The organism is Runella zeae DSM 19591, from assembly GCF_000423565.1.
GTDB lineage: Bacteria > Bacteroidota > Bacteroidia > Cytophagales > Spirosomataceae > Runella > Runella zeae.
Genome location: NZ_KE384037.1, coordinates 20,188 through 44,161, shown reverse-complemented (window position 1 = coordinate 44,161; position 23,974 = coordinate 20,188). Strand labels below are relative to the sequence as shown.

16 protein-coding genes are annotated in these 23,974 nt (G+C 42.9%); 8 read left to right on the top strand and 8 right to left on the bottom strand.

The genetic code is table 11. From position 1 onward, the window contains the following. The first annotated feature begins 70 nt into the window (after positions 1–70). Positions 71–754, top strand: coding sequence for a porin family protein (locus G563_RS0121090; protein WP_028667048.1), 684 nt, complete (start codon positions 71–73; stop codon positions 752–754). A gap of 348 nt (positions 755–1,102) precedes the next feature. On the opposite strand, the gene G563_RS0121085 is transcribed toward G563_RS0121090, so the two are convergent. Beyond that, positions 1,103–2,572: an MFS transporter gene (locus tag G563_RS0121085; protein WP_028667047.1), complete on the bottom strand. Its 1,470-nt coding sequence runs from the start codon at positions 2,570–2,572 to the stop codon at positions 1,103–1,105. Positions 2,573–2,823: 251 nt separating this feature from the next. Between G563_RS0121085 and G563_RS35485 the strand changes: the two genes are divergently transcribed. After that, the gene (locus G563_RS35485) at positions 2,824–3,246 is read left to right on the top strand and encodes a DUF2141 domain-containing protein (RefSeq protein ID WP_051211115.1); all 423 of its coding nucleotides are present in this window, start codon (positions 2,824–2,826) and stop codon (positions 3,244–3,246) included. Between the two features lie 3 nt (positions 3,247–3,249). Here the strand turns inward: G563_RS35485 and G563_RS0121075 are convergent, their stop codons facing one another. From G563_RS0121075 to G563_RS0121060, 4 genes are all read right to left on the bottom strand, one after another. Then, the gene (locus tag G563_RS0121075; RefSeq protein WP_028667046.1) at positions 3,250–5,409 is read right to left on the bottom strand and encodes a c-type cytochrome domain-containing protein; all 2,160 of its coding nucleotides are present in this window, start codon (positions 5,407–5,409) and stop codon (positions 3,250–3,252) included. 60 nt (positions 5,410–5,469) lie between these two features. After that, the gene (locus G563_RS0121070) at positions 5,470–6,921 is read right to left on the bottom strand and encodes a DUF1501 domain-containing protein (RefSeq protein ID WP_028667045.1); all 1,452 of its coding nucleotides are present in this window, start codon (positions 6,919–6,921) and stop codon (positions 5,470–5,472) included. A 39-nt stretch (positions 6,922–6,960) separates the two neighbouring features. Beyond that, positions 6,961–9,330 (bottom strand): PSD1 and planctomycete cytochrome C domain-containing protein, encoded by a 2,370-nt coding sequence (locus G563_RS0121065; RefSeq protein ID WP_229598544.1) that lies wholly within the window; start codon positions 9,328–9,330, stop codon positions 6,961–6,963. A gap of 209 nt (positions 9,331–9,539) precedes the next feature. Next, positions 9,540–10,559: a LacI family DNA-binding transcriptional regulator gene (locus G563_RS0121060; protein WP_028667043.1), complete on the bottom strand. Its 1,020-nt coding sequence runs from the start codon at positions 10,557–10,559 to the stop codon at positions 9,540–9,542. A gap of 369 nt (positions 10,560–10,928) precedes the next feature. Between G563_RS0121060 and G563_RS0121055 the strand changes: the two genes are divergently transcribed. Genes G563_RS0121055 through G563_RS38990 form a run of 5 tightly spaced genes read left to right on the top strand, consistent with a single transcriptional unit; the run spans position 10,929 to position 19,495 of the window. Beyond that, a complete protein-coding gene (locus G563_RS0121055) occupies positions 10,929–14,003 on the top strand; it encodes a SusC/RagA family TonB-linked outer membrane protein (protein WP_028667042.1) in 3,075 nt (1,024 codons plus the stop codon). 33 nt (positions 14,004–14,036) lie between these two features. Then, the gene (locus tag G563_RS0121050) at positions 14,037–15,455 is read left to right on the top strand and encodes a RagB/SusD family nutrient uptake outer membrane protein (RefSeq protein ID WP_028667041.1); all 1,419 of its coding nucleotides are present in this window, start codon (positions 14,037–14,039) and stop codon (positions 15,453–15,455) included. A gap of 46 nt (positions 15,456–15,501) precedes the next feature. Continuing rightward, positions 15,502–17,382, top strand: coding sequence for an exo-alpha-sialidase (locus tag G563_RS35480; RefSeq protein ID WP_051211114.1), 1,881 nt, complete (start codon positions 15,502–15,504; stop codon positions 17,380–17,382). 48 nt (positions 17,383–17,430) lie between these two features. Continuing rightward, positions 17,431–18,150, top strand: a complete 720-nt coding sequence (locus G563_RS0121040) for a D-lyxose/D-mannose family sugar isomerase (protein WP_051211113.1) — start codon at positions 17,431–17,433, stop codon at positions 18,148–18,150. Between the two features lie 37 nt (positions 18,151–18,187). Further along, positions 18,188–19,495 carry a bile acid:sodium symporter family protein gene (locus tag G563_RS38990; protein ID WP_051211112.1) on the top strand — a complete coding sequence of 436 codons (1,308 nt, stop codon included), beginning with the start codon at positions 18,188–18,190 and terminating at the stop codon, positions 19,493–19,495. A 59-nt stretch (positions 19,496–19,554) separates the two neighbouring features. On the opposite strand, the gene G563_RS0121030 is transcribed toward G563_RS38990, so the two are convergent. Together G563_RS0121030 and G563_RS0121025 are read right to left on the bottom strand one after the other, a co-directional pair. Continuing rightward, positions 19,555–20,394 carry a hypothetical protein gene (locus tag G563_RS0121030; RefSeq protein WP_028667038.1) on the bottom strand — a complete coding sequence of 280 codons (840 nt, stop codon included), beginning with the start codon at positions 20,392–20,394 and terminating at the stop codon, positions 19,555–19,557. 151 nt (positions 20,395–20,545) lie between these two features. Beyond that, positions 20,546–21,100: a collagen-like triple helix repeat-containing protein gene (locus G563_RS0121025; protein WP_028667037.1), complete on the bottom strand. Its 555-nt coding sequence runs from the start codon at positions 21,098–21,100 to the stop codon at positions 20,546–20,548. Between the two features lie 177 nt (positions 21,101–21,277). Here G563_RS0121025 and G563_RS0121020 point away from each other — a divergent pair, with 177 nt between their 5' ends. Beyond that, a complete protein-coding gene (locus G563_RS0121020; RefSeq protein WP_028667036.1) occupies positions 21,278–23,101 on the top strand; it encodes an ABC transporter ATP-binding protein in 1,824 nt (607 codons plus the stop codon). A gap of 99 nt (positions 23,102–23,200) precedes the next feature. Here G563_RS0121020 and G563_RS35475 read toward each other — a convergent pair whose 3' ends face one another. Next, a complete protein-coding gene (locus tag G563_RS35475; protein WP_051211111.1) occupies positions 23,201–23,878 on the bottom strand; it encodes a zinc metalloprotease in 678 nt (225 codons plus the stop codon). Positions 23,879–23,974: the final 96 nt, after the last annotated feature.

Here is a 23,974-nt window from a genome sequence, read left to right as displayed (position 1 = left end):
ACCCTGACTATGACTCATTGCATCTTGCTTATGAAAATCAATCTTAACTAAACAAAATCGCTTTACAGCCATGAAAAGATTATTCACTGTACTCGCCCTTGCTATTGCTTTCAACGTAGCCGCTCAAGATAGCGACACTCAAGCTACTTCTAAAGAAAACTCCAAAGTGTACTACACTCACGGAGGTAATGGCGCTGTTTTGTCGTTTGCGAAGGTTTCGCGCAATGGAGACGAAATCGGAACGATCCCTCGTTTTACTTTATTTTTCAACATGGGTACCAATGCCAATATCGATTTAGGCAACAACTTTGGGCTTTTTGGAGGGCTTAATCTTACCAATATTGGGATGATTACGGAAGAAGAGATTGTAGGGACTGTCAAAACCGACAAATTTAAACTCAAACAACGGGTGTATTCGGTTGGGATTCCGGTAGGTATCAAAATCGGTAACCTTCGCGAGTTTTATGTATATGGGGGCGCAGAAGCAGGGTTTGCAATCAATTTCAAACAAAAAACATTTATCAACGGTGAAAAAGTCGATAAATTTAATGAGTGGTTTAGCAATCGTACCAATCAATTTATGCCAGCCGTATTTGCCGGATTTCAGGCCAAAAATGGTTTTGGACTTAAGTTCCAGTATTATCTCAACGATTTCCTGAACCCTTCATTTTCGGAAGGAGGAAGCAGACCCTATGCAGGTACCGAATCCCAAATATTCTTTGTGACCATAGGTTATAATTTTAGAAAAAAATAAAAAAGTACAGATACAAACGTGAGTTATCCCAAAGATAAGAGAGCGTTAATAAGACGTGCCAGGTAGGAGTAGAAGCTTAAAATTTGTAGTCAAAAAGGTTTAGGTTTGACTTCTCCGAAGTCTTTATTGTGAAGGTGAAAACTTCATGCTACAAAGATTAAGCTTCTCCGAAGCTATTTTTTTAAAACACTTTTCTGTCATTCTGCCTCGGCGAGGCGCAAGGATTGTAGTTACTGTAATCATCTTAAAAAAACCTTCTGTTTAGTTGTTTATCCCTACTCAAACACAAATCAGAAGGTTTTTTTGAAAGTCATCTAATATTCAAGATAACTCATATTTTGTAAGCGCTTATTTTGACTCTTTTACCAAAAAACAAGACCCAGCCGCTAAGAGCATACAAATACCTGCCAATACAAGGGCATTGCGGGGGTCGTCGCCTAGTAATGTTTTATAAAAAAGAGGTACTGTGAGCATTCCGATAAACTGAGGTACACAAATAAAACCATTGAAAATACCCATATAAACGCCCATGCGCTCTTTGGGCACGGCAGCCGCTAGCATTAGGTAAGGCATCGACATAATAGAACCCCACATCAGGCCGATGATAGTCATGCCTATCAAATAGATCATTTTATCGTTTGAAAGCAAAGTCATGAAGAATCCTAAGGCCCCAATGCACATAAATAAAGCGTGAGTGGCGCGGTTGCTGCCCACGGCTTTGGCGATGCGCGGAATAAGAAACGAAACCACCGCACAAGACACACTAAACATGGCAAAGCAAAGTCCTCCCCACTTGGTGCCTTCTTCAAATCCTTTGGGGTTGGAAATCGCGTCAGGGGCAGAAAATGCATACTTCGCTACCGCTAATGATAAATATTGCCACATCAAAGGCAGACCATACCACGTAAAAAACTTGACCCACCACAACTGTCTCATTACGGTAGGCATGGAAGAAAGAGGGGCCAAAATCTCTTTGAAAACAGGCAGCATCAAAATCAGATAGCTTCCGGCAAGTACGCCTACGCCCCACTTAAGTCCGTTGGCCAAGCCGCCCGAAAAATAAGCAAACCCAAACGCTAAAATAGCCCCTCCAACGGCTAATGCTAAGTGCCAAAACGAGATTGATTTTTTTTCTTCCTCCGTAAAAACATGGGCTTTTTTGTAATCCTCATTTTCGGGGGGATACTCCTTGGTAGTGCGCATGGTCCAAAAAACGGCTAGCAATATAGAAGCCCCTCCAATGTAAAAAGGATAGCGTACCGAATTGGGAATCCCATTGGCGAGTTGCTCATCACTTAAGACCATAGATACTCCCAAAAGAGGTAAAATATAAGGCATCAGGTTGGCGAGTGTTTGGCCAAAACCTACAAAAAAAGATTGGACTGCAAATCCGAGTGGGCGTTGCTTTTCGTTGAGCATGTCGCCCACAAAAGCCCTAAAAGGTTCCATTGCTGAATTGAGACCCGCGTCCAAAATCCACATCAAGCCAGCCGCCATCCATACTGCCGACGAATTGGGCATCATAATCATAGCAATACTTCCTAAAAGTGCACCTGCTAAAATAAAAGGCCGTCGCCGTCCCCAAGTAGGCGACCAACTACGGTCAGAAATAGCTCCGATGATAGGTTGTAACAACAACCCCGTAAGAGGACCTGCAAGCCACAAACCGGGTATAGAAGCTTCGTCGGCACCTAAGTACCGGAAAATTGGACTCATATTTGCTTGTTGTAATCCAAAGCCGTATTGGATTCCCAAAAAGCCAAAACTCATGTTCCAAATTTGCCAAAATGATAGATTTGGTTTGTCTGTTTTTATCATAGGTTAAGATAATTTTGAATTTGAAGGCTTCCAATAAAAACCTTCAAAAGTCGTTTCGCAATTATAGGCATTTCGCCACTAATTGCAAACCCTGACTTATATTTAAGTTATAAAAATTTGGATGAAAATAATAAGAAGGGAAGGCTTTGAACAACCGATAATAGCTTTTAGTTAGTAAATTGGACAAAAATTATTCTGACGCCTTAAAATATATCTATTCTAAACCTTTTAAAGATTATTGCAGCCCGAGTATGGAGTCATTGTTTTTAAGTTTATTAAGCGCTTTGTTGTTTTCAACAAACGAAACCAAACTTACCCTCGAAATCACCAACATTCGCCATACCAAAGGTACATTGCGAGTGGGTGTTTTTAAAGAAGGCAGTACTTTTGGAAGTACCTACACTAAGCCAGATTTTGGCCAAATGGTACCCGTAGGTGGAAAAAAAGAAGAGCGAACTGTAATGTCGCTACCGCCCGGACGCTATGCCTTGGCGCTTTATCATGATACCAACGACAACTGGAAGCTAGATAAAAACTTTGTAGGCTATCCCAAAGAACCCTTTGGCTTTAGCAACAATTACCGTCCTATTTTTACGGGACCTAAATTTGAGGACTGCGCCTTTGAAGTCAAAGACAATGGCTCCTCAGTCCTCAAAATCAAGTTGTTGAATTAGTCGCTAGTTGAAGAATACTTCATCTACAAAAACCCATCCTGGTTGACCTTTGCCTGAATGCCATTCAGGCAACTTCCCTATGGGGCGAGCTATTATTTTTATAGCGCCATATTTTCCTTCTTTTAGTTGACTTTCAATCGCTTGTATCCGAGCTGCTTCTACTTTTTGAGGAGCCGTAGGTTGGATTTTTTGGACAAGACTCAGGTTGTTTTTGTCAGACCCTGCCCAAATTTCGACTGAGGTAGGAGGGAAAATGGAGCTACCGATGTTGATGCCAAGGCTCAAAGTTACTATTTTGATAGGGGTAGGTTGAGCAAAGGTAAAAAGAGCTTCAAAGGGGCTTTCGCGATAGCCTAGCCACGCAGGGTTTTTGAAATCATTAGGGTCGCCTTTTTTACGATTGATAAGTGTGTGCGAGCCTTCACCTTTGTAGGTAGGATTAGGTTCTTTGAGCAATTCTACCGATGAAGGGCGATAAGTGCCTTTGAAAAATGGAATTTCAATAACATCGCTTGCATACCAATTGTCTTTCATTGCCCGTGCTTTCACTACCGTATAGGGGTTTGTAAGCTTAAAAGGAGTTTTGAAAATCGGCGAAGAGAGAGTATCAGGAATAGAACCGTCGATGGTATAGCGGATTGTTACGCCATGGAGGGGATGTTTGAAGGTCACTAGGTCTGTTTCGGAGAGTACAAAATTTTCATTTACTAAAATAGGCGCATTGAGCTTTAAGATTTCCGAAGGTTTAGGAACGTGCCCTAATTCAAATCTAAGCTTAGGATTTTGTTTCCTTAAACTTGCGAGGTCTGTTTCTGACACTTCGGTATTCCAGATAAATACTTCCTCTAATTGAAGTAGTTTGGATAAAGATTGGAGTGCTTTGGTGCTTACTTTCGTGCCTGACAATGAGAGCGATTTGAGTTTTGATAACCCATCTAGTTTGGAAAGTGTAGCCCCTGTAATGTCAGTATTGTTTAAGTTGAGTCTTTCGAGGTTTTCTAATTTGCTGATCGTACTTAAGTCATCATCTTTGATGGGCATGTTTGACAAATTCAGGGCCACGAGTTGTGTTTTTATTTCGCTCAATTCGCCCAGCTGCTCAGGTTTATAGGCTTGTCTTACAAAAAAATCAGCTTGGAGAGCGGGGGAGTTACTGGCTATGGGAAAAATAACCCTAAAGGGATTGTTGAGTTTTTGAATCGTACTCTCAGAAGCAGCCTCAAAAGTGTATGGTTGAGGAGAGGGGGCATCGGAAGCCTTCTTTACAAAAGCCTCTACCAATCCTCTGAGAGGGTCGTTGGCGGCGAGAGCTTTGAGTGTTTTTTTGACATCGGCCCCGTTTTGAATCCATGCCGTAAGTATACCTACCTCCTGAGGAGTAAGTTGAGGTTTGCCTTTGGGAGGCATGTGCTTTTTATCATCAAGCGGGAGGTTTGCCCGCTGAATGATATGACTATTGAGTGCATCGTTAGCTACCCAAATCGGCCCATTTTTTCCGCCTTTGAGTAGTCCCGCAATGGTAGTCATTAGCAGTTCGCCTTTGGTTTTTTGTTCGTTATGACATTGATAACATTTGGCCTTTAAAATAGGCTGGATAGCTGCTTCAAAAATAGGCGTATTTTCATCGAAAGTAAGGGGCGCGTTTTCTTCATTTTTGGAAGGGAAAAGATAATCTTCTCCGTGGGTGAGACTTGCTCCAAAATGGCCCGTAACCATCAAAACAATCAAACTACTGCCTAAAAAAATATTGAAAAGAGCTTTAAGGTAAGCGTACTGTTGGTGAAGTAGCACTAGACCATACATCAGAAAGCTTAAAGCTATACCTGTGTATTTGTGCCAATTGAGCAATTCGGCCGTATAACCTTCTTCGCGTGACAAGAAAAAGCCCATCAACGCTGCCAACGCTGCGGTAAATGCTGAAAAAGATAAAATAAAACCAAAAATTTTGGCAAACTGTACTCCCTCAAATTCTTTCCTGAATACCCAAAGTAAACCCACCAAAATCAAAAGCCCGATTGGTAAATGTAACAGGGCGGGGTGCATTCGTCCGATGGGTTGAAGCCAACTGGGAATGGTTACTTTTTCTTGAAATATCAACAAAAACACCAGTAAGGTGTGGATAACTAGTAATAAATAAGAAACAAGGGTTTGGAAACGTGGCATTTTTAAGGGTCAATGTTAAGGTTTTTGTTGTAGTCAGACAGCCAAAAACGACTACAAGGGTTAGGCAATTAAGCCTGGGATTACTTTTCCCGCTACGTCGGTAAGGCGATAGCGACGACCTAGGTGTTTGTAAGTAAGTTTTTCGTGATTGAGACCCATCAAGTGCAAAACCGTGGCATGAAAGTCGTTGATATGTACGGGGTCGCGCACGATATTGTAGCCAAAGTCGTCGGTTTCGCCGTAAACAAATCCTGGTTTTACCCCACCTCCTGCCATAAAAGTACAGTAAGCACGAGGGTGATGGTCGCGGCCATAGTTGTCTTGGGTAGCAGTGCCTTGGCTATAATTGGTACGTCCAAATTCACCCCCCCAAATGACAAGCGTTTCGTCGAGGAGGCCTCTCTGTTTGAGGTCTTTGATAAGGGCTGCCGAGGCACGGTCGGTGTCTTTGGCTTGTAGCGGCATTTCGCCCACCATATTGCCATGTTGGTCCCAACCTTGATGATAAAGCTGGACAAATCGTACTCCTGCTTCCGACAGTTTGCGAGCTAAGAGGCAATTGGCCGCAAAAGTGCCTGGTACGAGGCATTCGGGACCATACATCTTGATGATATGGTCAGGTTCTTTGGAGAAATCGGTCAGTTCTGGCACAGCCGTTTGCATCCGGTAGGCCATTTCGTATTGTTGCACTTTGGCGTTGATTTCGGGGTCGCCAAAATCGTCGAAAGCCATGCTATTGAGTTCTGATAGATTGTCAAGCATTTTGCGACGAGCGGCGCGGTCAGTTCCAGCGGGGTCGTTGAGATAAAGGATTGGCTCTTCTCCACTGCTAAAAACCACGCCTTGATGAATAGAATCTAAGAAGCCGTTTGTCCATAATTTGGAATAAACTCCTTGACCGTTGCCTTTCCCACGTGACAAAAGCACCGAAAATGCGGGGAGGTTTTTGTTTTCACTTCCCAGCCCGTAGCTTGCCCAAGCGCCCATACTAGGGCGATTGCCTTGCTGCGCACCGGTCTGCATGAAAGTAAGGGCAGGGTCGTGGTTGATGGCTTCGGTATTCATGGTTTTAATCATGCAAATATCATCTACGATGCCAGCGATATTGGGGAACAATTCGCTCATCCACATTCCTGATTGACCATATTGAGCAAACTGAAATTTAGAGCCCACCAAGGGGAATTTGGCTTGATTAGCGGTCATGCCTGTTAGGCGTTGACCCATCCGAATAGAAGCAGGAAGCTCTTCGCCCGCCATTTTATTGAGCAGGGGCTTGTATTCAAAACTTTCGTATTGAGAGGGAGCACCGTTTTGAAATAGATAAATGACTCGTTTGGCTTTGGGTGCAAAATGCGGAATACCCAAGGGCAAGGTGTCTGAGTCGTCGCTGCTGCCTTTAAACAAATCTGGTACGAGCAGAGAGCCAAGGGCAACGCTGCCGATGCCCGCCGTCATTTTACCCAAAAAATGCCGACGAGTGATGTTGAAACGGTTTTCTAAAAACTCTTTCATATCTTTTTGTGGAATTGAAGTCATAGATGAAGCAATCAATTAGCGCATGATGGTTTCTTCGAGGTTGTACACCATCAAAATAGTTTGCATTAAAGCTGCTACAGAAGCTCGGTCAGAAACACGACTTTGAGGTTTTTCGCCAATACTCAGCACTTTTGTCACCTTTTTGGGGTCTTTAGCAAAAGCCATTTTTTCTTCCTCAAAATATTTCTGAATTACCGAAAGTTCTTTGGATTGGGGCTGTCGGCACACGATTTGCCGGAATGCCTTAGTGATTTTATCTTCGGTAGAAGTTTTTTCGAGCGAGAGCTTCTCTGCCAATACCCGCGCAGATTCTTGCACAACGGGGTCGTTGAGCATGACAAGCGCTTGAAGGGGAGTATTGGTACGTGAGCGTTTTACTTCACATTGGTCACGGTTGCTAGCATCAAAAATCAACATGGTAGGTGGTGGCACAGTACGTTTGATAAATACATACATACCCCGTCGGTAGAGGCTATCGCCGTGGTCTTGGATGTAAGTCTTGAGAATTCCACGTCCTGAGGTTGCCGATTCCCACAGCCCTTTGGGCTGATATGGTTTTACACTCGGGCCACCGATTTCGGGATTGAGCAGGCCGCTACTTGATAGTACCAAGTCGCGCACAAGCTCGGCCGACAGACGCATACGAGGCGAGTGAGCAAGAAACACATTCTCAGGGTCTTTGGCAAGATGGTCTTTGGTAATACGTGATGATTGCCGATAGGTGGCCGACATTACGATTTGTTTTACGAGACGTTTGATATCCCAGCCGTGGGTACGAAAATCTACCGCTAACCAGTCTAGCAATTGGGGATGAGATGGTAGTTCTCCTTGCATTCCAAAATCGCCGACGGTTTTGACGATACCGCGCCCAAAAAATTCTTGCCACACCCGATTTACAAACACCCGTGCTGTGAGAGGATTTTTGGGGTCGAGCATCCATTGAGCCAATCCCAAACGATTTTGAGGGTATTTTTTTGGGTTAAAAGGGAGAATAAAATTAGGCATATTGGCGGCTACTACATCGGTAGGCTGATCGTAGTTGCCTCGGTTGAGGATGTGAGTAGGACGCAGCGTATCAAGGTCTTGCATTACCATTACTAGCACTGCGGCAGTATCAGTTTTGTTCACAAACTTCAAGATGTCTTTTACATCTTGGGTTGTGATTTTCATGTTGGGAGGGTCGGCAAAATTGGCGTCGATGGTACCAAAAAGCCCTTTTTCTGGTACTTGATTAAAAAATGCAAAAGCACTATAATAATCCTTCTGTAAGATAGGATCATATTTGTGATCGTGGCATTTGGCACACTCGTAAGTAAGCGCCAAAAATGTTTTTCCAAACGTATTGGTGCGGTCGGTGACGTACTCGATGCGGTATTCTTCATCAATAACCCCGCCTTCTTGGGTGATTTTATGATTTCGATTAAAGCCCGTTGCTAGCATAATTTCTTTGGCAGTAGGGTCATCATAGCGTTTACCTTGCTGACGAAGTAGCAAATCGCCCGCCAACTGCCAAGTGAGGAATTTGTCATAGCCATAGTTTTGATTGAAAGCATGAATCACCCAATCGCGCCACGGCCACATGGTACGCAGGCCATCGTCTTGGTAGCCGTGTGAGTCGGCGTAGCGAGCGGCATCTAGCCAAGGAATCGCCATTTTTTCTCCATAATGCTTACTTTTTAGAAGCTCGTCAACCGCTTTTTCGTAGGCATTGTCGGATTTGTCTTTCAAGAAACGCTCTTGCAACTCTAGGCTTGGAGGCAAACCTGTGATATCAAGAGCCGCTCTTTTGAGCAGACGCTCTTTGTCGGCTTCTTCGTTGGGTTCGAGGCCATTTTCTTCCATTTTTGCCAACGTAAAATAATCAATCTCGTTTTTGGGCCATGAGTCTGCACTTACTTTCGGAAGTTTGGGACTAGTAGGGGCAATAAATGCCCAGTGAGGTTTGTATTTGGCTCCTTGTTTTATCCATTTTTCAATGAGCGCGATTTCGTGCTCAGTGAGCTTGAGATTAGATTCCAGAGGAGGCATGATTTCGGCCGTATCTTTCGTAACGATTCTCAACCAAACTGCCGATTGGTCAGGTTTGCCGGGTACGATAGCATGAAGTTTGGGGTTGTCTTTCAAGGCTGCGTAAGCGGCAGCTTCGGTATCAAGGCGAAGATCAGCTTCGCGTTTGTTGGCATCGGGGCCGTGGCATTTAAAACAGCGATCCGAAAGAATAGGCCGAATGTGGTAATTATAATCCACCTCATCGGGAATGGCTGCCGCAGAGGCGTTTCCTCGATTGAGAAAGCAAGCAGTGGTGATGTAAGAAACAGCCACTACAATAGCTACTAAAAGCTTGTTTTTGAGCAAGAAAGAAATCGCTCTAGCAAAAGGTCTCACGTCAGTTAAGGACAACAGTTTATAATAAGTGCAAATATATTTTAAAAAAAATTAAAAACTAATTTTTGCACAATTAGTGTGATTTTTTTGGATAATATTTGGATAAAGAGAATCTTGTTATAAGCTACTAAAATAATTTGGAATGATAGTTAACCTAGACAAAAGTGGGTTGACTTAGAGGCAGAGTATCGTTGTGCACAAGATAAATTTCAAGCTTGGCGAGTTGATTTTCTAATCACTAGTTTGGCATCTAAGGTATGAGTTTCGGGTATAAAATGGGTTCCTTCATTAAGTTGTCGAATCAGCAACTCGGCTGCATGACGGCCTATCTCATGGAGAGGCTGCACAACGGAAGTCATCGGAGGTGTGATGAAAGCACTATGAGGTGCATTTGAAAAACCAACCAAAGAAATATGCTCCGGAATATTCATCCCATTTTCTTGAATACAGATTAAGGCTTCAATAGCGGTTGGATCATTGACGGCAAATAGTGCATCAGGGCGATTGGTTTGGTTGAGTAGCGCTTGAGTGTATAGTCGGGTTTTGCCTTCTTCAAAATTGCAAGGCATTATCAAAGATTCTTCAATGGGGAGTTGATAAGTTTTCAATGCATCCAAATAGCCATTGAGTCGGTTGCGACCGATGGTAAGATTTTGGGGGCCTGCAAGGTGAGCTATCCGCCGACAGCCCGTCTGAATCAAATGTTCAACGGCCATAAATGCCCCTTGATAATCATTAACCATCACTTTAGAGCCGGGTAGTTCGTCCACAATTCTATTAAAGAAAACGATTGGAAGTCCTTTGCGTTGGGCGGATATAATGTGCCCATAGTCGTTGGTTTCTCGAGTGATGGCCAAGATGAGGCCTTCTACTCTGCTCGACATCATAGCCTGTAGATTATGCTTTTCAATCTCCAATGATTCCGCAGATTGCATAATCATAACCTTATAGTCTTCTGCATTGGCTACTTCTTGAATGCCAAGTATGACATTAGGGAAATAAGCATGCACAAACTCCGGCACCATCACTCCAATAATATTGGTTTTGTTTTTTCGTAGACTTGTCGCAATTGTATTGGGCTGATAATCTAGTTCTTGTGCTAACTCTAGCACAGCTTTCTTCGTCTCTGGGTTTATATCGGGGGCATTGCGTAATGCTCTTGAAACAGTCGAGATAGAGACGTTGAGTTTAATAGCGATGTCCCAAATGGTTGGTTGTTTGTTTCTCATATACAAGCTTAAACAAAGGTATTAACATCTCCATTTTTGCACTTTTTGTAGGCATTAGGGTTGAGACGATAGTTTTTGCTTCTTCTCCTTTTGGCCTTGGTAGTTCATGCTTTCGATTTAGCTCTTTAAGAATTTTTCTCCAAATTAATTCTTCAATAGAATTTTCGGCAACGTTTCCGATAACGTTTTTTCACAAAAAAAACTCTGAAATAGTCAATTTTTCTTGACTACTGTGATTGTTTTCCTATAACTTCAACAACAAGCTTTGTAGTTAATCCCCTTTTTAGAGTGGATTATGTAGGTGATAAATACAATGGAGAGAAAGTGAAATTTAATGAATTTTTATAATTATTCCAATTTGAAATGTATATGAATAAACTTCTAAACCCTGCAGTGTATCTGCTTGTACTAATTGGCATGTTCGTTACCCAAGCACCCTTGTGGGCGTGGGGAGGAGGGTACCGACCTTCTAATGCGATTTCAGTCAAGGGAGTAGTATCTTCCGAAAATGGTGAAACTCTTCCGGGAGTGAGCGTAACAATCAAAGGAACCACCATCGGTACCACTACCAATGCTAGTGGAGAATACAGTCTGAGTGTTCCTAATAGCGATGCTATTTTGGTGTTTAGTTCGGTAGGATACGATAAGCAAGAGATAGTTGTAGGGGGCCAAACTATCATCAATATGGTGCTAAAAAGTGATGTGAAAGCACTCACTGAGGTCGTAGTAGTAGGCTATGGTACTCAGCAGCGAAAAGACCTTACGGGAGCCGTAGCTTCTATAAAGGGGAAAGAGCTTGAAAATATACCTGTAAGAGGGCCACTTGAAGCATTACAAGGCCGCGTAGCAGGAGTACAGATTGTGCAAAATAGTGGTTCACCAGGAGCTACACCTAATGTAAGGATTAGAGGGGTTACTTCTTTAAATGCTGGCAATGACCCCCTTTATATTGTAGATGGAGTACCGGTTACGGGGGATATCAATGTAGTCAATCCTAATGATATTCAATCGATAGAGGTACTCAAAGATGCTTCAGCTACGGCTATTTATGGGGCGAGAGGTGCAAACGGAATCATTATCGTAACTACAAAGCGCGGTAAGTCAGGCAAAACCAGTTTTAATGTGAGTGCCTATACTGGCATAATGGATGTGCGTCGACAAATTCCGATGTTGGATGCATACCAAGAGCGAGATTATATCTTGAATGCCAACGCCAACGCAGGTACAGCGGAGGTACGCTTAGGACTAGATACACTTTTTAGAGACGGCAAAGCCGTATATAATACCAATTGGCAAGATGAAATGTATCGGCAAGGTGCTATCTCCAATTATGAGCTATCATTGAGAGGAGGAAATGACAAAACAACTTACGCGGCAAGTTTGGGGTATTTTAATCAAAAAGGAGTCGTAATAAGCTCAGGATTTGATACTTACAGGGGGCGGTTTAGTATTGACCATCAGGCATCCAATCGCTTTAAAACAGGAGCCAATATTTTATTGTCAACAGCAAAAAGAGACAGAGTACCCGAAGGAGATGACCTCAATGCGGTGATTACCAATGCTATGAGGATGCTGCCATTTTCGCCCGTTTATGGCGCTGATGGTAATTATACTTTTGTTGATCAAATCCAGCGGCCCAATCCCGTTGGGCTAGCCACCCTCACTTCATGGTTTACAATCAACAATCGCTTAGTAGGAAATATATACGGAGATTATGATATTGGAAAAGGCTTGAGTTTTCGCTCTACTTTAAATATCGATTATTCAGGAACGCGCGACGAACGCTTCACGCCTAGTAGTATTCAAGGAGGTGCAGCACGCCCCGCCACTGCTTCGTACGGGGATGTATTTACTTGGATTAGCGAAAATACCCTTAATTATGCCCAATCCTTCGGTAAGCATAGTGTATCGGCCTTGCTTGGTTATAGTGTTCAGGCTTCCAAAATCTTTAATCTTTCGGCGGCGGGAAATCAAGGTGCTACCGACAATATCACTACCCTAAATGCCGCCGCCACTCCTACGGCAGCCTCAAGCAGTAAGTCTTCGTGGGGATTGGTCTCATTTTATACGCGCTTCAATTATAGTTTCAATGATAGATACCTCATTACTGCTACCCTCCGTCGGGATGGTTCCTCTCGGTTTGGTGCCGACAAGCGTTATGGTTTGTTTCCGTCGGTGTCGGTGGGTTGGAGATTGTCAGAAGAGTCTTTTATGCGAAATTTGACGTTTATCAATGATTTGAAAGTGCGAGCAAGCATTGGGGTAGTTGGAAACCAGTCGATTAGTGATTTTGGTGCGCAAGGTTTGTATAGCACAGGAAGCAATTATGTAGGTAAAGCGGGTATTGCTCTTTCGGCGATTCCTAATCCTAATCTGAGTTGGGAGTCAACTACTCAATCTGATATCGGGGTCGATTTTTCATTGTTTAGCAATCGCCTCCATTTTACGGCAGATGCCTATTTAAAAAAGACCAAAGATTTACTTTTACTGGTAAATCTACCGACTACTTCAGGGTTTAGTTCTGCGTTACAAAATGTTGGCGATACCCAAAATAAGGGTTTAGAGTTTAGTATTTCTGCTCAGAATATTACGGGGGCGGTGAAAGGATTGAAATGGAATTCAAGTTTCAATATTTCATTCAATCAAAACAAAATCATAAAACTCTCCAACAACAATGCCGATATCATCCAGACAAGTTCGGATGCTACTTTCTTCAGTACAAGTCCAGTGGGAATAGGGCGATTGGGCCAGCCTATTGGTGTTTTTTATGGATATGTATACACAGGTAGAGTATATGCTACGACCGATGAAGCCAAGGCTGCTAATATGAGAGATGGTAGTCCTACCGGGGCTTTATATGTGGCTGGTGATATGATTTACAAAGATTTGAATGGAGATGGGGTTATCAATGACGCCGATAGGACGATTATCGGGAATGCGAATCCTAAATTTATCGCCGGGCTAACCAACAATGTTACGTTCAAAAACTTCGATTTATCAATCTTCCTACAAGCTTCGTATGGCAATGATATCTACAACCAAACCCGACAATCCTCCAACCGCAGTTTTGTTTATAATGCCGCTACTACCGAAGTACTTCGAAGCTGGCGCAAAGAAGGCGATGTCACCGATGTGCCAAGAGGTACACCTAGTACTATCGGCAGAAATGGCCTAGTATCCACGCGCTGGATAGAAGATGGTTCCTATTTACGCGTGAAAACCGCTACTTTGGGTTATACAGTGCCTGCGGTGCTTCTAAAAAAACTTGGAGTCGATAATGCACGCATCTATGTATCTGGACAAAACCTCTTCACTTTTACGAAGTATTCGGGTATGGACCCTGAAGCAAATTTTCGGACAGGGCTGCCCTTGTTGCAAGGTATCGACTTGGGTACTTATCCACAAGTACGTACCATTACTTGTGGTATAAATTTAGGGTTTTAAAAAGTCTTACTGGTTTGTAAATCAACAAAGCGCATGAAAAAATTCATACATACTATTTTTATCGGAACTGCATTCGGGACATTTAGCAGTTGTACAGATTCGATTCTTGACCAAAAGCCCTTGAGTGCTTTGACCCAAAGTTCTTTTTTTCAAACAGCAGCCGATGCTGAAGCAGCTGTGTTGGCCTGTTATGACGCTTTACAGGGCGACGAAGTACGCCGGATTGCGTGGGGAGATGCCCGTGCCGACAATCTCAAAATCCCCTTAGAGGCTATCGGCGCTACTGACCCCGATATGCTGGAGTTTCAGAAAGACAATATCAGCAGTAGTAGTGGGAATGGCAACTGGGCTAAATTCTATAACGGAATCAATAAAGTAAACAATGTTTTAGCACAAGTGCCTACGATACAAAGCCCTACTATCACGAGCGTAAAAAATCGGATCATGGGAGAAGGGTATTTTTTGAGAGCGTTTCATTATTTTAATCTTGTACGTATATGGGGAGCAGTTCCGTTGATAGTAGAGCCTACGCTCTCATTGGACAAAGATTTGCAGCCTTCTCGCACTCCTGCCGATAAAGTACTAGAGCAAGTCGTAACGGACCTCAAGCAGGCTGAAACCTTACTGCCTGTCGCTTATGCCTCCAATATCGAAACCCGAGGAAGAGCCACGCGGGGAGCCGCTCAAGCATTGTTGTGTAAAGTGTATTTATGGAGAAGTTCTTATCTCCAAACCAACGAGTGGCAGTTAGCTAGCGATTATGCAGATAAAGTACTCGCCAATACCACCTATGCTTTGGTATCGGGAGCCAATTATGGGTCGATTTTCACCGCTAAAAATACCACTGAATCTATTTTTGAGCTACAATACAATTATAACAACCAAGAAACCAATGCACTGGCTTCTTACTTTTTACCTCGTAGTAGCAAAGTCCAAACAGGCGGAAATCAAACGCTGATTCCCACGCCAAAACTAATAGAGGCTTTTGAGGCCGGGGACCTTCGAAAAGCGGCTAGTATTTTTTACAGTAATCCCACAACAGACCAATTTCCTAATCTCCCCACAGTAGGTAAATATACTGGCACTATAGTAGGAAGTGCACGGTTTAGCGATAGCAATTTCATCTTTTTGCGCTTGGCCGATGTTATTTTGATGCAGGCCGAAGCTTTGGCCCAAGTTGGAAAAACAGCCGAAGCGGCAGCACTCATCAACCGTATTCGCAATAGAGCTGGGTTGAGCAATACTACCGCAACTTCAAAAAACGACTTGCTTTCTGCGATAGAGCAGGAGCGTTTTATCGAGCTTTGTTTTGAGGGACATCGCTGGTATGACTTACTTCGCACTGGTCGCGTAAAAGCAGTTTTGGGAGTAGATAAGAAAGCCTTTATGCCAGTATTTTATACTGAAATCATGCTTAATCCTAACTTACTACCTCAGAATCCCGGGTATTAAAGAGGGGTTATATTATTTTCAATTTCACTAAAAAAAACGTTGTTGTATGTTTTTAAACTTCCGAAAAACGCACCTTATTTTGGGATTGTGGATACTATTACAACAGGGAGTGTATGGTCAAGACGGCCGAAACCTGACTACGGGTAGCATCATTCCTGACGAAACCTACAGTGACCAGCCTTATATTGTGAAAACCAACGATGGGGCTTGGCTGTGCGTACTGACTACTGGCTCGGGACACGAAGGAGCATCGGGGCAGCACATCATCACCCAACGAAGTTTTGATCAAGGCAAAACTTGGGTGGACAAGCGAGAAGTGGAGCCTGCCGATGGCCCTGAAGCTTCGTATGCGGTTTTGCTTAAAGCTCCTTCTGGACGGGTGTTTGTATTTTATAATCACAACACAGATAATATTCGAGCTGTCAAAGCAGATAATCCTCCTTATAAGGACGGCTTGGTAAAACGGGTGGATAGTCAAGGGTATTTTGTGTTTAAATACTCAGACGACAACGGTAAAACATGGTCGCCTCAGCGAATTAGAATTCCGATTCGTAATTTCGAAATTGACCGAAAAAATCCGTATGGTGGTACAATCCAATATTTTTGGAATGTGGGGAGGGCCTTTACTTATCAAGGGGCGGCCTTTGTACCAGTGCATAAAGTAGGTGGCTTTGGCGTTGGTTTTTTTACATCAAGCGAGGGCGCACTTCTGCGAAGTCCAGATTTACTGAGTGTTAGCGATCCTACCAAAGCTACTTGGAATACCCTTCCCGATGGAGATATTGGCCTCAGAACGCCCGATAAGGTGGGCGGCCCAATAGCCGAAGAGCAAAATTTTGTGGTACTAAGCGACGGCTCGTTTTATTGCGTTTACCGTACTATCGATGGGCATCCTGTATATACTTATAGCCGTGATGGTGGTCATACATGGGAGTCGCCGCAGTATCTTCGCTACGACAACGCAAGGTTGGTAAAACATCCAAGGGCGGCCAATTTTGCTTGGAAATGCGAAAATGGCAAATATCTCTATTGGTTTCACAACCACGGAGGGCGTTTTATTAGAGAGCATCCCGACCGCCGCAACATGGCTTACGAAGACCGTAATCCTGCTTGGCTAATGGGTGGTATAGAAGCCGATTCTCCCAAAGGAAAAATCATTAGATGGACTCAGCCCGAAATCTTGCTGTACGACGATGACCCACTCATTCGAATGAGTTACCCTGATTTGATAGAAGAAAAAGGGGATTACTATATTACTGAAACCCAAAAAGACATTGCCCGTATTCACAAAATCGACCACAAACTGCTTGCCGGTTTATGGGAGCAATTTGATAATCGTACCCGAACCAAAGAAGGGTTAGTATTAGACTGGGTATATCAAAAAGAAGGATTGCCACATACGCTTGCTGCTCCAACGTTACCCGTTTTTTATAAACGGGATACCCAAAAATTGGAGCAACCTGGGATGAATGTTCCGAATGGATTTACGGTTGACTTGGTATTTACCTTAAACAAAGCAACCCCAAATCAGATACTTGTAGACGCCCGCGATAGTCAAGGGAAAGGTTGGTATGTACAAATCACCCCTCAAAAAACGGTGGAATTGGTCATGAATGATGGTCGCACGCAATCATCTTGGGCTTGTGATGAAGGATTGCTGACCGAAAATCAACCCCATTATCTAAGTATAATAGTAGATGGTGGTCCCAAAGTCGTGGCTTTTGTGGTAGATGGCCTCTTGAACGATGGAGGCGAGACACGACAGTTTGGTTGGGGGCGGTTTAGCCCTTATTTAAAATCGGCAGCAGGGGCGTCTCACCTCACGGTTGGAAAAAAATTGACAGGTACAATCTCTCAACTATCGATTTACAATCGTGCGCTTACTATCTCGGAAGCCATTGGAAATTATAGGGCTTATAAAAGATAAAAACCATTTTTTTAGGAAAATACACATTTAAAACCAACTCAAAAATTCATGAACTTGAAACGCTCCATGATAAATGCTAGTGTTCATACGGCCAAAACCGTTGTGGCACACTTTGGGGTTCATCTACCTTCTTTTGCTTACTGGACAGAAGAACAGTGGCTCGACGCTGGCTCCGAATACGACGAAATTCGGGATTGTATGCTTGGCTGGGATGTGACTGATTTTGGTAGTAAAGATTTTTATAATATTGGTCGGACTTTATTTACGGTTCGAAATGGGCGTTTAAATCGGCAAGGGTATCCCAAGCAATATGCCGAAAAATGGCTTATTGACCCTGAAAATCAGCGTGCTCCAGCTCACTTTCATTTATCAAAAAGAGAGGATATTATTTGTAGAGGGGGGGGGAATATACTCGTTCAACTCACCAAGGCCGATATAGAAGGCAATCCATCCACCGAAACCTTTCTGACGCAGGTAGATGGTTGTACTCGCCGTTTAGGCCCAGGCGACATTGTACGCTTGCGTCCAGGAGAAAGCCTAACGATTCATCCTCGGACGATTCATCAATTTTGGGGCGAAGAAGGCACCGGATGGAGGGTAGATGGAGTAGGATATACGCTTAGTTCAGAGATTTCGAGCGTGTGCGACGACTGGAACGACAATGTCTTTTTGGTTGATTACGGAGTACGGTTTCCGGAGATTGAAGAAGATGAACCCAGAAATTGTTTTTTATGTCATGAATACCCCGCTGCGGTGGTTGAAAGTTGATTTTTAAGCGTGGAAAAATCTTTTAAAGAAAAAAAATATGCCTCATCGTTTGTCTATTGTTTTGCTCATTTTGGCTGGATGCGCCTTGGTTGGTGTAGGAGTTTTTTGGATGCTCGATTATTTCGAGGCGATTGGTCCATTTGTGTTGATAGGTCTCATTGGTTTGGCACTTGCTTTTAGAGGATTTGAACGCCTAAAAGGATTTTCCTACACCCTTTGGATTCTGACAGCGGTGAGTCTTGCCATGTTTTATCCACAGTATTTTTTTACGGTAGGAGATTTCCAGCTTAAACGCCTAATCGTGCCTTTTGTACAACTGACCATGTTTGGGATGGGGGCACATATGAGTTTTGAGGATTTTAGAGGAGTCGTAAAAATGCCAAAAGGTGTACTCATAGGCATAGCTTGTCATTTTATAGTGATGCCTCTGGTAGGTTATACCTTGTCGCATTTGTTTGGTTTCTCGCCAGAGATTGCGGGAGGGGTTATTTTGATAGGCTGTGTATCGAGTGCCATGGCCTCCAATGTAATGTCTTACTTGTCGAAGGCCAATCTAGCTTTGGCCGTAACGATTGGTGCCTGTTCTACCATTCTTTCGCCTTTTGTGACTCCTTTCTTGATGAAATGGCTGGCCGGACAGTTTGTAGAAGTGGACATTGCCCATATGATGATTGACATTACCAACATGATTATCATCCCCATAGTGGCAGGTTTTATTTTTAATCTTTTTTATTTCGGCAACGAAACCCCACGCGCCCGCACATTGCAGCTAGTAGGATTTGCTGTGCTTATCATAGTGTTCAACTTATTGATGATGTTTGTGATGGAATCGGATATTAGGGGGCTAGCGGTATCGCTATTGAAATCCTTCGGATGGTTTTATCTCTTGCCCATGATAAGTGCTATTGTTTTCAAAAGACAGAAAGTGAGCCGATTGAAGCTAGAAAATATGCTATCGTTTATGGCGATGTTGGGAATCGTTATCAATACTGTTATCATTACGGCCTCGGGGCGCGACAATCTTTTGCAAGTGGGGGGATGGCTGATTATTTCCTGTTTACTCCACAATTTAATCGGATTGAGCGTGGGATATTTTACAGCTTTACTATTTGGTTTGCCCGAACGAGATCGTCGTACCATTGCATTTGAGGTAGGAATGCAAAATGGGGGAGTAGCTACGGGCTTGGCATTACAAATGGGCAAAGTAGCCACGGTAGGTCTTGCATCGGCTATTTTTGGGCCTTTACAAAATGTCACTGGCTCGGCTTTAGCCAATTGGTTTAAAAAGCAACCTACAGATAGCGTCACCTCTGAGGTAGAAGAACCAATTTTGAGTAAAACTTGATTTTTTTGAAAGGGGAGGGATTTCTATTCTTCTCCTTTTAAAAATTAAGTTTTTTGAGGTTATTGACAACCTTCATACTCATAAATAGTAGTGTAAGTTTCTTTTCGGCCATCAGCGTTCTCCTGAGAGGAAGCACGTATTGGTAATCCTTTCGAATTGTAAGTATAAGTGGCGTAAAATTCAAAACTTACTACATCGGGATTGGTATATTTGATTACTTGACTTTTAATATTATTGAAGGAGGAGGTAAAATAGGCAGGATGAAGCTTATAGCCCTTGGGTATTTTTGTGATGTCAGGATTGGGTTTGTCATCATATTGATAGCTCCAAGTTGAACTACGTGCGCCTGCTTGTCCGTCATCGCTATCGAATCGATACGTAAGGGAAAGTAGGTTATTATTGGAATCGTAAGTGTAAATATCAGTGTACAAGTCATTCAAGTCTGCGTTTACGAATTTTTTGATAATTCGTCCTGCATTATCCACTTCACAAGATTTATATGGAGTAGAGCTCCCTTTTGGAGTGGTAGTACATCCTGTAAGTAGGCCGTTGGTATATTCAAAAACTTCTTTTTCTCTAAGGTCGCGTGGCGAAAATACCATAATTTCTCTTTTGATCAATCCTTGCGCATCGTACTCATGAGTAAGAGTTTGATTTGGAAAAGTAGATTTAATTAAAAAACCAGCTGAATTGTATTCGTAAGTATTGCTACCGGCTTTGATGAGATTGCCTTGTATATCGTATAAATACTCAGAGCGGAATGTATTTCCGGAGCCTGAAATAGTTTGAATTACCTTGAGGCGACATACTTGCGTTTTGAAACTCTCTTTGTTGGTTTTAGGCGTACTAAGAGGTGCTAATGGAGCGGGTGGTTCGTTCCACGGACAAGATGTTAGCATGATTATAAGGCTGAAATACAATATACATCGGAATAGGTTCATGATTTCTGATTAAAAAAGGTGGAAACATTACTCTCGCGCATGGTGGAAAGCTACTGCCCCTGAATGAAAACTAGAAACTTTTTCATAAAAAGGTCTTTACAAACAAGTTTTAATCAGCTAACTGGAATACCGTACGGACTTCTTGATAATTTTTAAAATTGACAGTGCTGACGCGCCCGTTAGTGACGGTATTGGCGGGAATAACCAAAATTCGAATCCCCTCAAAAGATTCATTGCCAGGGATATAGTTTACCACTCTTCTCAAGAAAATACCGCCCGTATTGCTAGTACTACCAGAAAAAGTATAGAAACTGTATTCGTTGCCCGTGATAGTTTCGCCTGGAATAGAAAACCAATAACTGTAATCCTTACCATCTGTACCCTTTGTAGTTTGTTTGACATAGGCATAAAACAGGCTCTTTTCGGCAATTTCGAAAGTAATAGTGCTGGGAAAAGCTAGAAATAAATCAGTAGTACCTGTATGAGTTTTGGCCGTAAAATTGATTTGTTGAACATTGGCATTGCCGTTTTGTCCCGCAGGGCCTTGTGGGCCTGTTGTTCCTTGAGCACCTGTGGGACCTGTAGGGCCAATGGGTCCAGCTGGGCCTTTACAACTAATAAAAAAGAGAAAGGAAACTAAAAATGAAGGTATAATTATTTTCATTGGAGAAAATGTAAGTAATAAAGAAATAGACTAATACGGTAGCAAAACTCTGAAACCTGCGAAGATTTTAATAAGGGATTTTTCCCCTTTTTGGGACGGGATTTTTCCCGTTTTTCTTTTTGTGTCTAACTTCCTGCATGTTTTGTAGTCACTCCCAAAAACCCCTACCTTTGCGTCATGAAAATTTACTGGCGCATTTTACAGTATGCACGCCCTCTAAGCCGATATGTAGGGCCTTACTTTTTTACTTCATTATTGGGTAGCTTGTTTGGTGTACTCAATTTTACCTTGATTCAACCCCTCTTGGATGTGCTTTTTGGCAAAGCCCAGATTCCTGCCAAGCTTGTATTTCCAGCGTTTAGATTCGATGCTGAGTATCTGGTAGATTTATTTCAATATTATTTTGGAAATGCCATCCAGAATTACGGAAAGTTGGGGGCATTGCAGTTTGTGTGTGGCGCTATTTTGCTTTGTGTTTTTTTAGCTAATGTATTTCGGTACATATCGATTCGCATCATCGAAAATTTTAAAGCCCATACGGTGGCCCAACTTCGACAGGCTGTTTTTGACAATGCCATTCGATTGAGCCTTTCTTTTTTCTCCAACGAGCGCAAAGGCGACTTGATAGCCCGCGTCACTACCGATGTACAAGAAATAGAAAACTCTCTCGGGCGAGCCTTCAGTGCGTTGTTTAAGGAGCTTTTTACCCTGATTTTTTATTTTGTTACGTTGTTTGCCATGTCGGTAAAGCTGACTTTTTTTACATTGGTGGTCATTCCATTGTCAGGGGTTATTATTGGGAGTTTGGCCAAAAAACTCAAAGAGTCTGCTTCGGAAGTGCAGCAGCGACTCAGCAATATCATCGGAGTGCTGGACGAAACTTTTGGGGGGATTAGGGTGGTGAAAGGATTTAATGCCGAAAAAGTAATCAGAAAACGTTTTGAAAATGAAAACCAAAGTTATCGTCATGCCCTGCTGAAAATGGTCTTTCGCCAAGAGCTCGCCCCTCCTATGTCAGAGTTTATGGGGGTGTCGGTCGTAGCGGGGATTTTATTGTACGGTGGCTCGATGGTATTGTCCAACAATTTTGAGCTTTCACCTTCAACCTTTGTTACCTACATTATTATTTTCTCTCAAGTGTTGCGTCCAGCTAAAGAGATTTCCAACGCCATCAGCGGGATTCAGCGCGGCGTGGCTTCGGGCGAGCGTATCATGAAACTGATAGATACCCCTATCGAAGTAAATGATAAACCAGGAGCTTCCGAAATTCGTGGTTTTGAAAATATGATTGAGGTCAAAAATGTGTCTTTTGAGTACGAAAAGGGGATTCCCGTATTGCAGGATATTTCTTTCAAAATCAAAAAAGGTAAAACTATCGCATTAGTAGGTTCATCAGGAGGAGGCAAATCCACGATTGCGGATTTGATTCCGCGTTTTTATGACCCTACAAAAGGAAAAATTGAAATCGATGGCGTAGACTTGCGAGAAGTAACCACCAAATCGCTCCGCGACCTTATGGGCATAGTGACCCAAGAATCAATTTTATTTAACGATAGCATTTACAACAATATCGCTTTTGGAACTGAGGCTACTGAAGAGCAGGTAATAGCAGCCGCCAAAATCGCGAATGCGCACCAATTTATCATTGAGCAAACCGAAGGCTATCAGACCGTTATCGGAGACCGAGGCACGAAGCTTTCGGGTGGGCAGCGTCAGCGATTGAGTATTGCACGCGCTATTCTCAAAAACCCCCCTATATTGATTTTAGATGAGGCCACCTCGGCCCTTGATACTGAATCTGAAAAATTGGTACAAGAAGCCTTGACCAATCTAATGAAAAACCGTACTACGCTGGTAATTGCGCACCGTTTGAGCACTATTCAACATGCTGACGAGATTTTGGTATTGAGCGGCGGAAAAATCATCGAACGTGGCACGCACGACGATTTGTTGATGGAAGAAAAAGGCTTTTATCGCAAACTCAGTCTGATGCAAAACTAGTAGAGGGGTTCTAACCAGACTTTCCAAGTTTTGTTTTTAAGGCTCATTTCAAACTTGGAAAGTCTTTTTGGAATGACATGAGTTAGACTTTCCAAGTTTTTACACGATAAAACGGAGGACTTCCCCATTTTCTGAAAACAAAATATTGCTTAGATAACCAATCTTTGCGTGGCCTTGGTCGTCAAAAACAACTCCCTCAAAAATAGCTTCAATTTCGTAGGCTTGTACACGCCGATGTATAGGATTGAGGGTGCCGCCGTATTCGCCTGCTTTGGCAAGGGGACTCCACTGTAGATGCGCATCGACGAGGGTGCCGCGTGGCGACATAATGCCAGGATTGCCAAGCCCGCGAAAATCTGTAAGCACGGGGTGGTCTAGGCCAAGAGCGTGACCAAACTCGTGCGCGGCAGTAGTAGATTGTCCTAGGTTGTCGGAGGTAATCCAATGACCCACGTTGTCGCCTAATCCAAATCCCATGAACGAACGTGTCACGTGGTTTTGAGGTTCGATACGTACGAAATTGTATCTAAAATCCGTGTTTTGATACGCCAATCCAAACGCTTGTTCTAAACTAACTATTTCAAAATCAATTTGAAAGTTGATAGAGTAGGGAATGTTATAGAGTAGGACAATGCCTTTTGGCTCGTGGTACATCGTCCGAATTTCTTCGGTGATTTTGAAGGCTATTGTTTCTTTTGCCTCACTTCCATAAAAGAAGAGTTTGGCAAAAAGTGTGACGGTTTTGGTTTGTTCGTTAAGAATTGCGAGGGCTGCCATAAGTTATCATAATCGGATTAAGCTACTAAGACTAAACCAATTCATATCCAATGAAAACGCAATTCATGAACGAAAATGAGTCGCAAAGAGATATAT

What these genes read in the sequence shown, in the direction of transcription:
- G563_RS38990 (WP_051211112.1), top strand. Translation starts at nt 18,188, where the DNA reads ATGCCTCATCGTTTGTCTATTGTTTTGCTCATTTTGGCTGGATGCGCC.
- G563_RS0121025 (WP_028667037.1), bottom strand. Translation starts at nt 21,100, where the DNA reads ATGAAAATAATTATACCTTCATTTTTAGTTTCCTTTCTCTTTTTTATT.
- G563_RS0121070 (WP_028667045.1), bottom strand. Translation starts at nt 6,921, where the DNA reads ATGAAAGAGTTTTTAGAAAACCGTTTCAACATCACTCGTCGGCATTTT.
- G563_RS35480 (WP_051211114.1), top strand. Translation starts at nt 15,502, where the DNA reads ATGTTTTTAAACTTCCGAAAAACGCACCTTATTTTGGGATTGTGGATA.
- G563_RS0121085 (WP_028667047.1), bottom strand. Translation starts at nt 2,572, where the DNA reads ATGATAAAAACAGACAAACCAAATCTATCATTTTGGCAAATTTGGAAC.
- G563_RS0121060 (WP_028667043.1), bottom strand. Translation starts at nt 10,559, where the DNA reads ATGAGAAACAAACAACCAACCATTTGGGACATCGCTATTAAACTCAAC.
- G563_RS0121075 (WP_028667046.1), bottom strand. Translation starts at nt 5,409, where the DNA reads ATGCCACGTTTCCAAACCCTTGTTTCTTATTTATTACTAGTTATCCAC.
- G563_RS35485 (WP_051211115.1), top strand. Translation starts at nt 2,824, where the DNA reads ATGGAGTCATTGTTTTTAAGTTTATTAAGCGCTTTGTTGTTTTCAACA.
- G563_RS0121050 (WP_028667041.1), top strand. Translation starts at nt 14,037, where the DNA reads ATGAAAAAATTCATACATACTATTTTTATCGGAACTGCATTCGGGACA.
- G563_RS0121040 (WP_051211113.1), top strand. Translation starts at nt 17,431, where the DNA reads ATGAACTTGAAACGCTCCATGATAAATGCTAGTGTTCATACGGCCAAA.
- G563_RS0121055 (WP_028667042.1), top strand. Translation starts at nt 10,929, where the DNA reads ATGAATAAACTTCTAAACCCTGCAGTGTATCTGCTTGTACTAATTGGC.
- G563_RS35475 (WP_051211111.1), bottom strand. Translation starts at nt 23,878, where the DNA reads ATGGCAGCCCTCGCAATTCTTAACGAACAAACCAAAACCGTCACACTT.
- G563_RS0121090 (WP_028667048.1), top strand. Translation starts at nt 71, where the DNA reads ATGAAAAGATTATTCACTGTACTCGCCCTTGCTATTGCTTTCAACGTA.
- G563_RS0121030 (WP_028667038.1), bottom strand. Translation starts at nt 20,394, where the DNA reads ATGCTAACATCTTGTCCGTGGAACGAACCACCCGCTCCATTAGCACCT.
- G563_RS0121020 (WP_028667036.1), top strand. Translation starts at nt 21,278, where the DNA reads ATGAAAATTTACTGGCGCATTTTACAGTATGCACGCCCTCTAAGCCGA.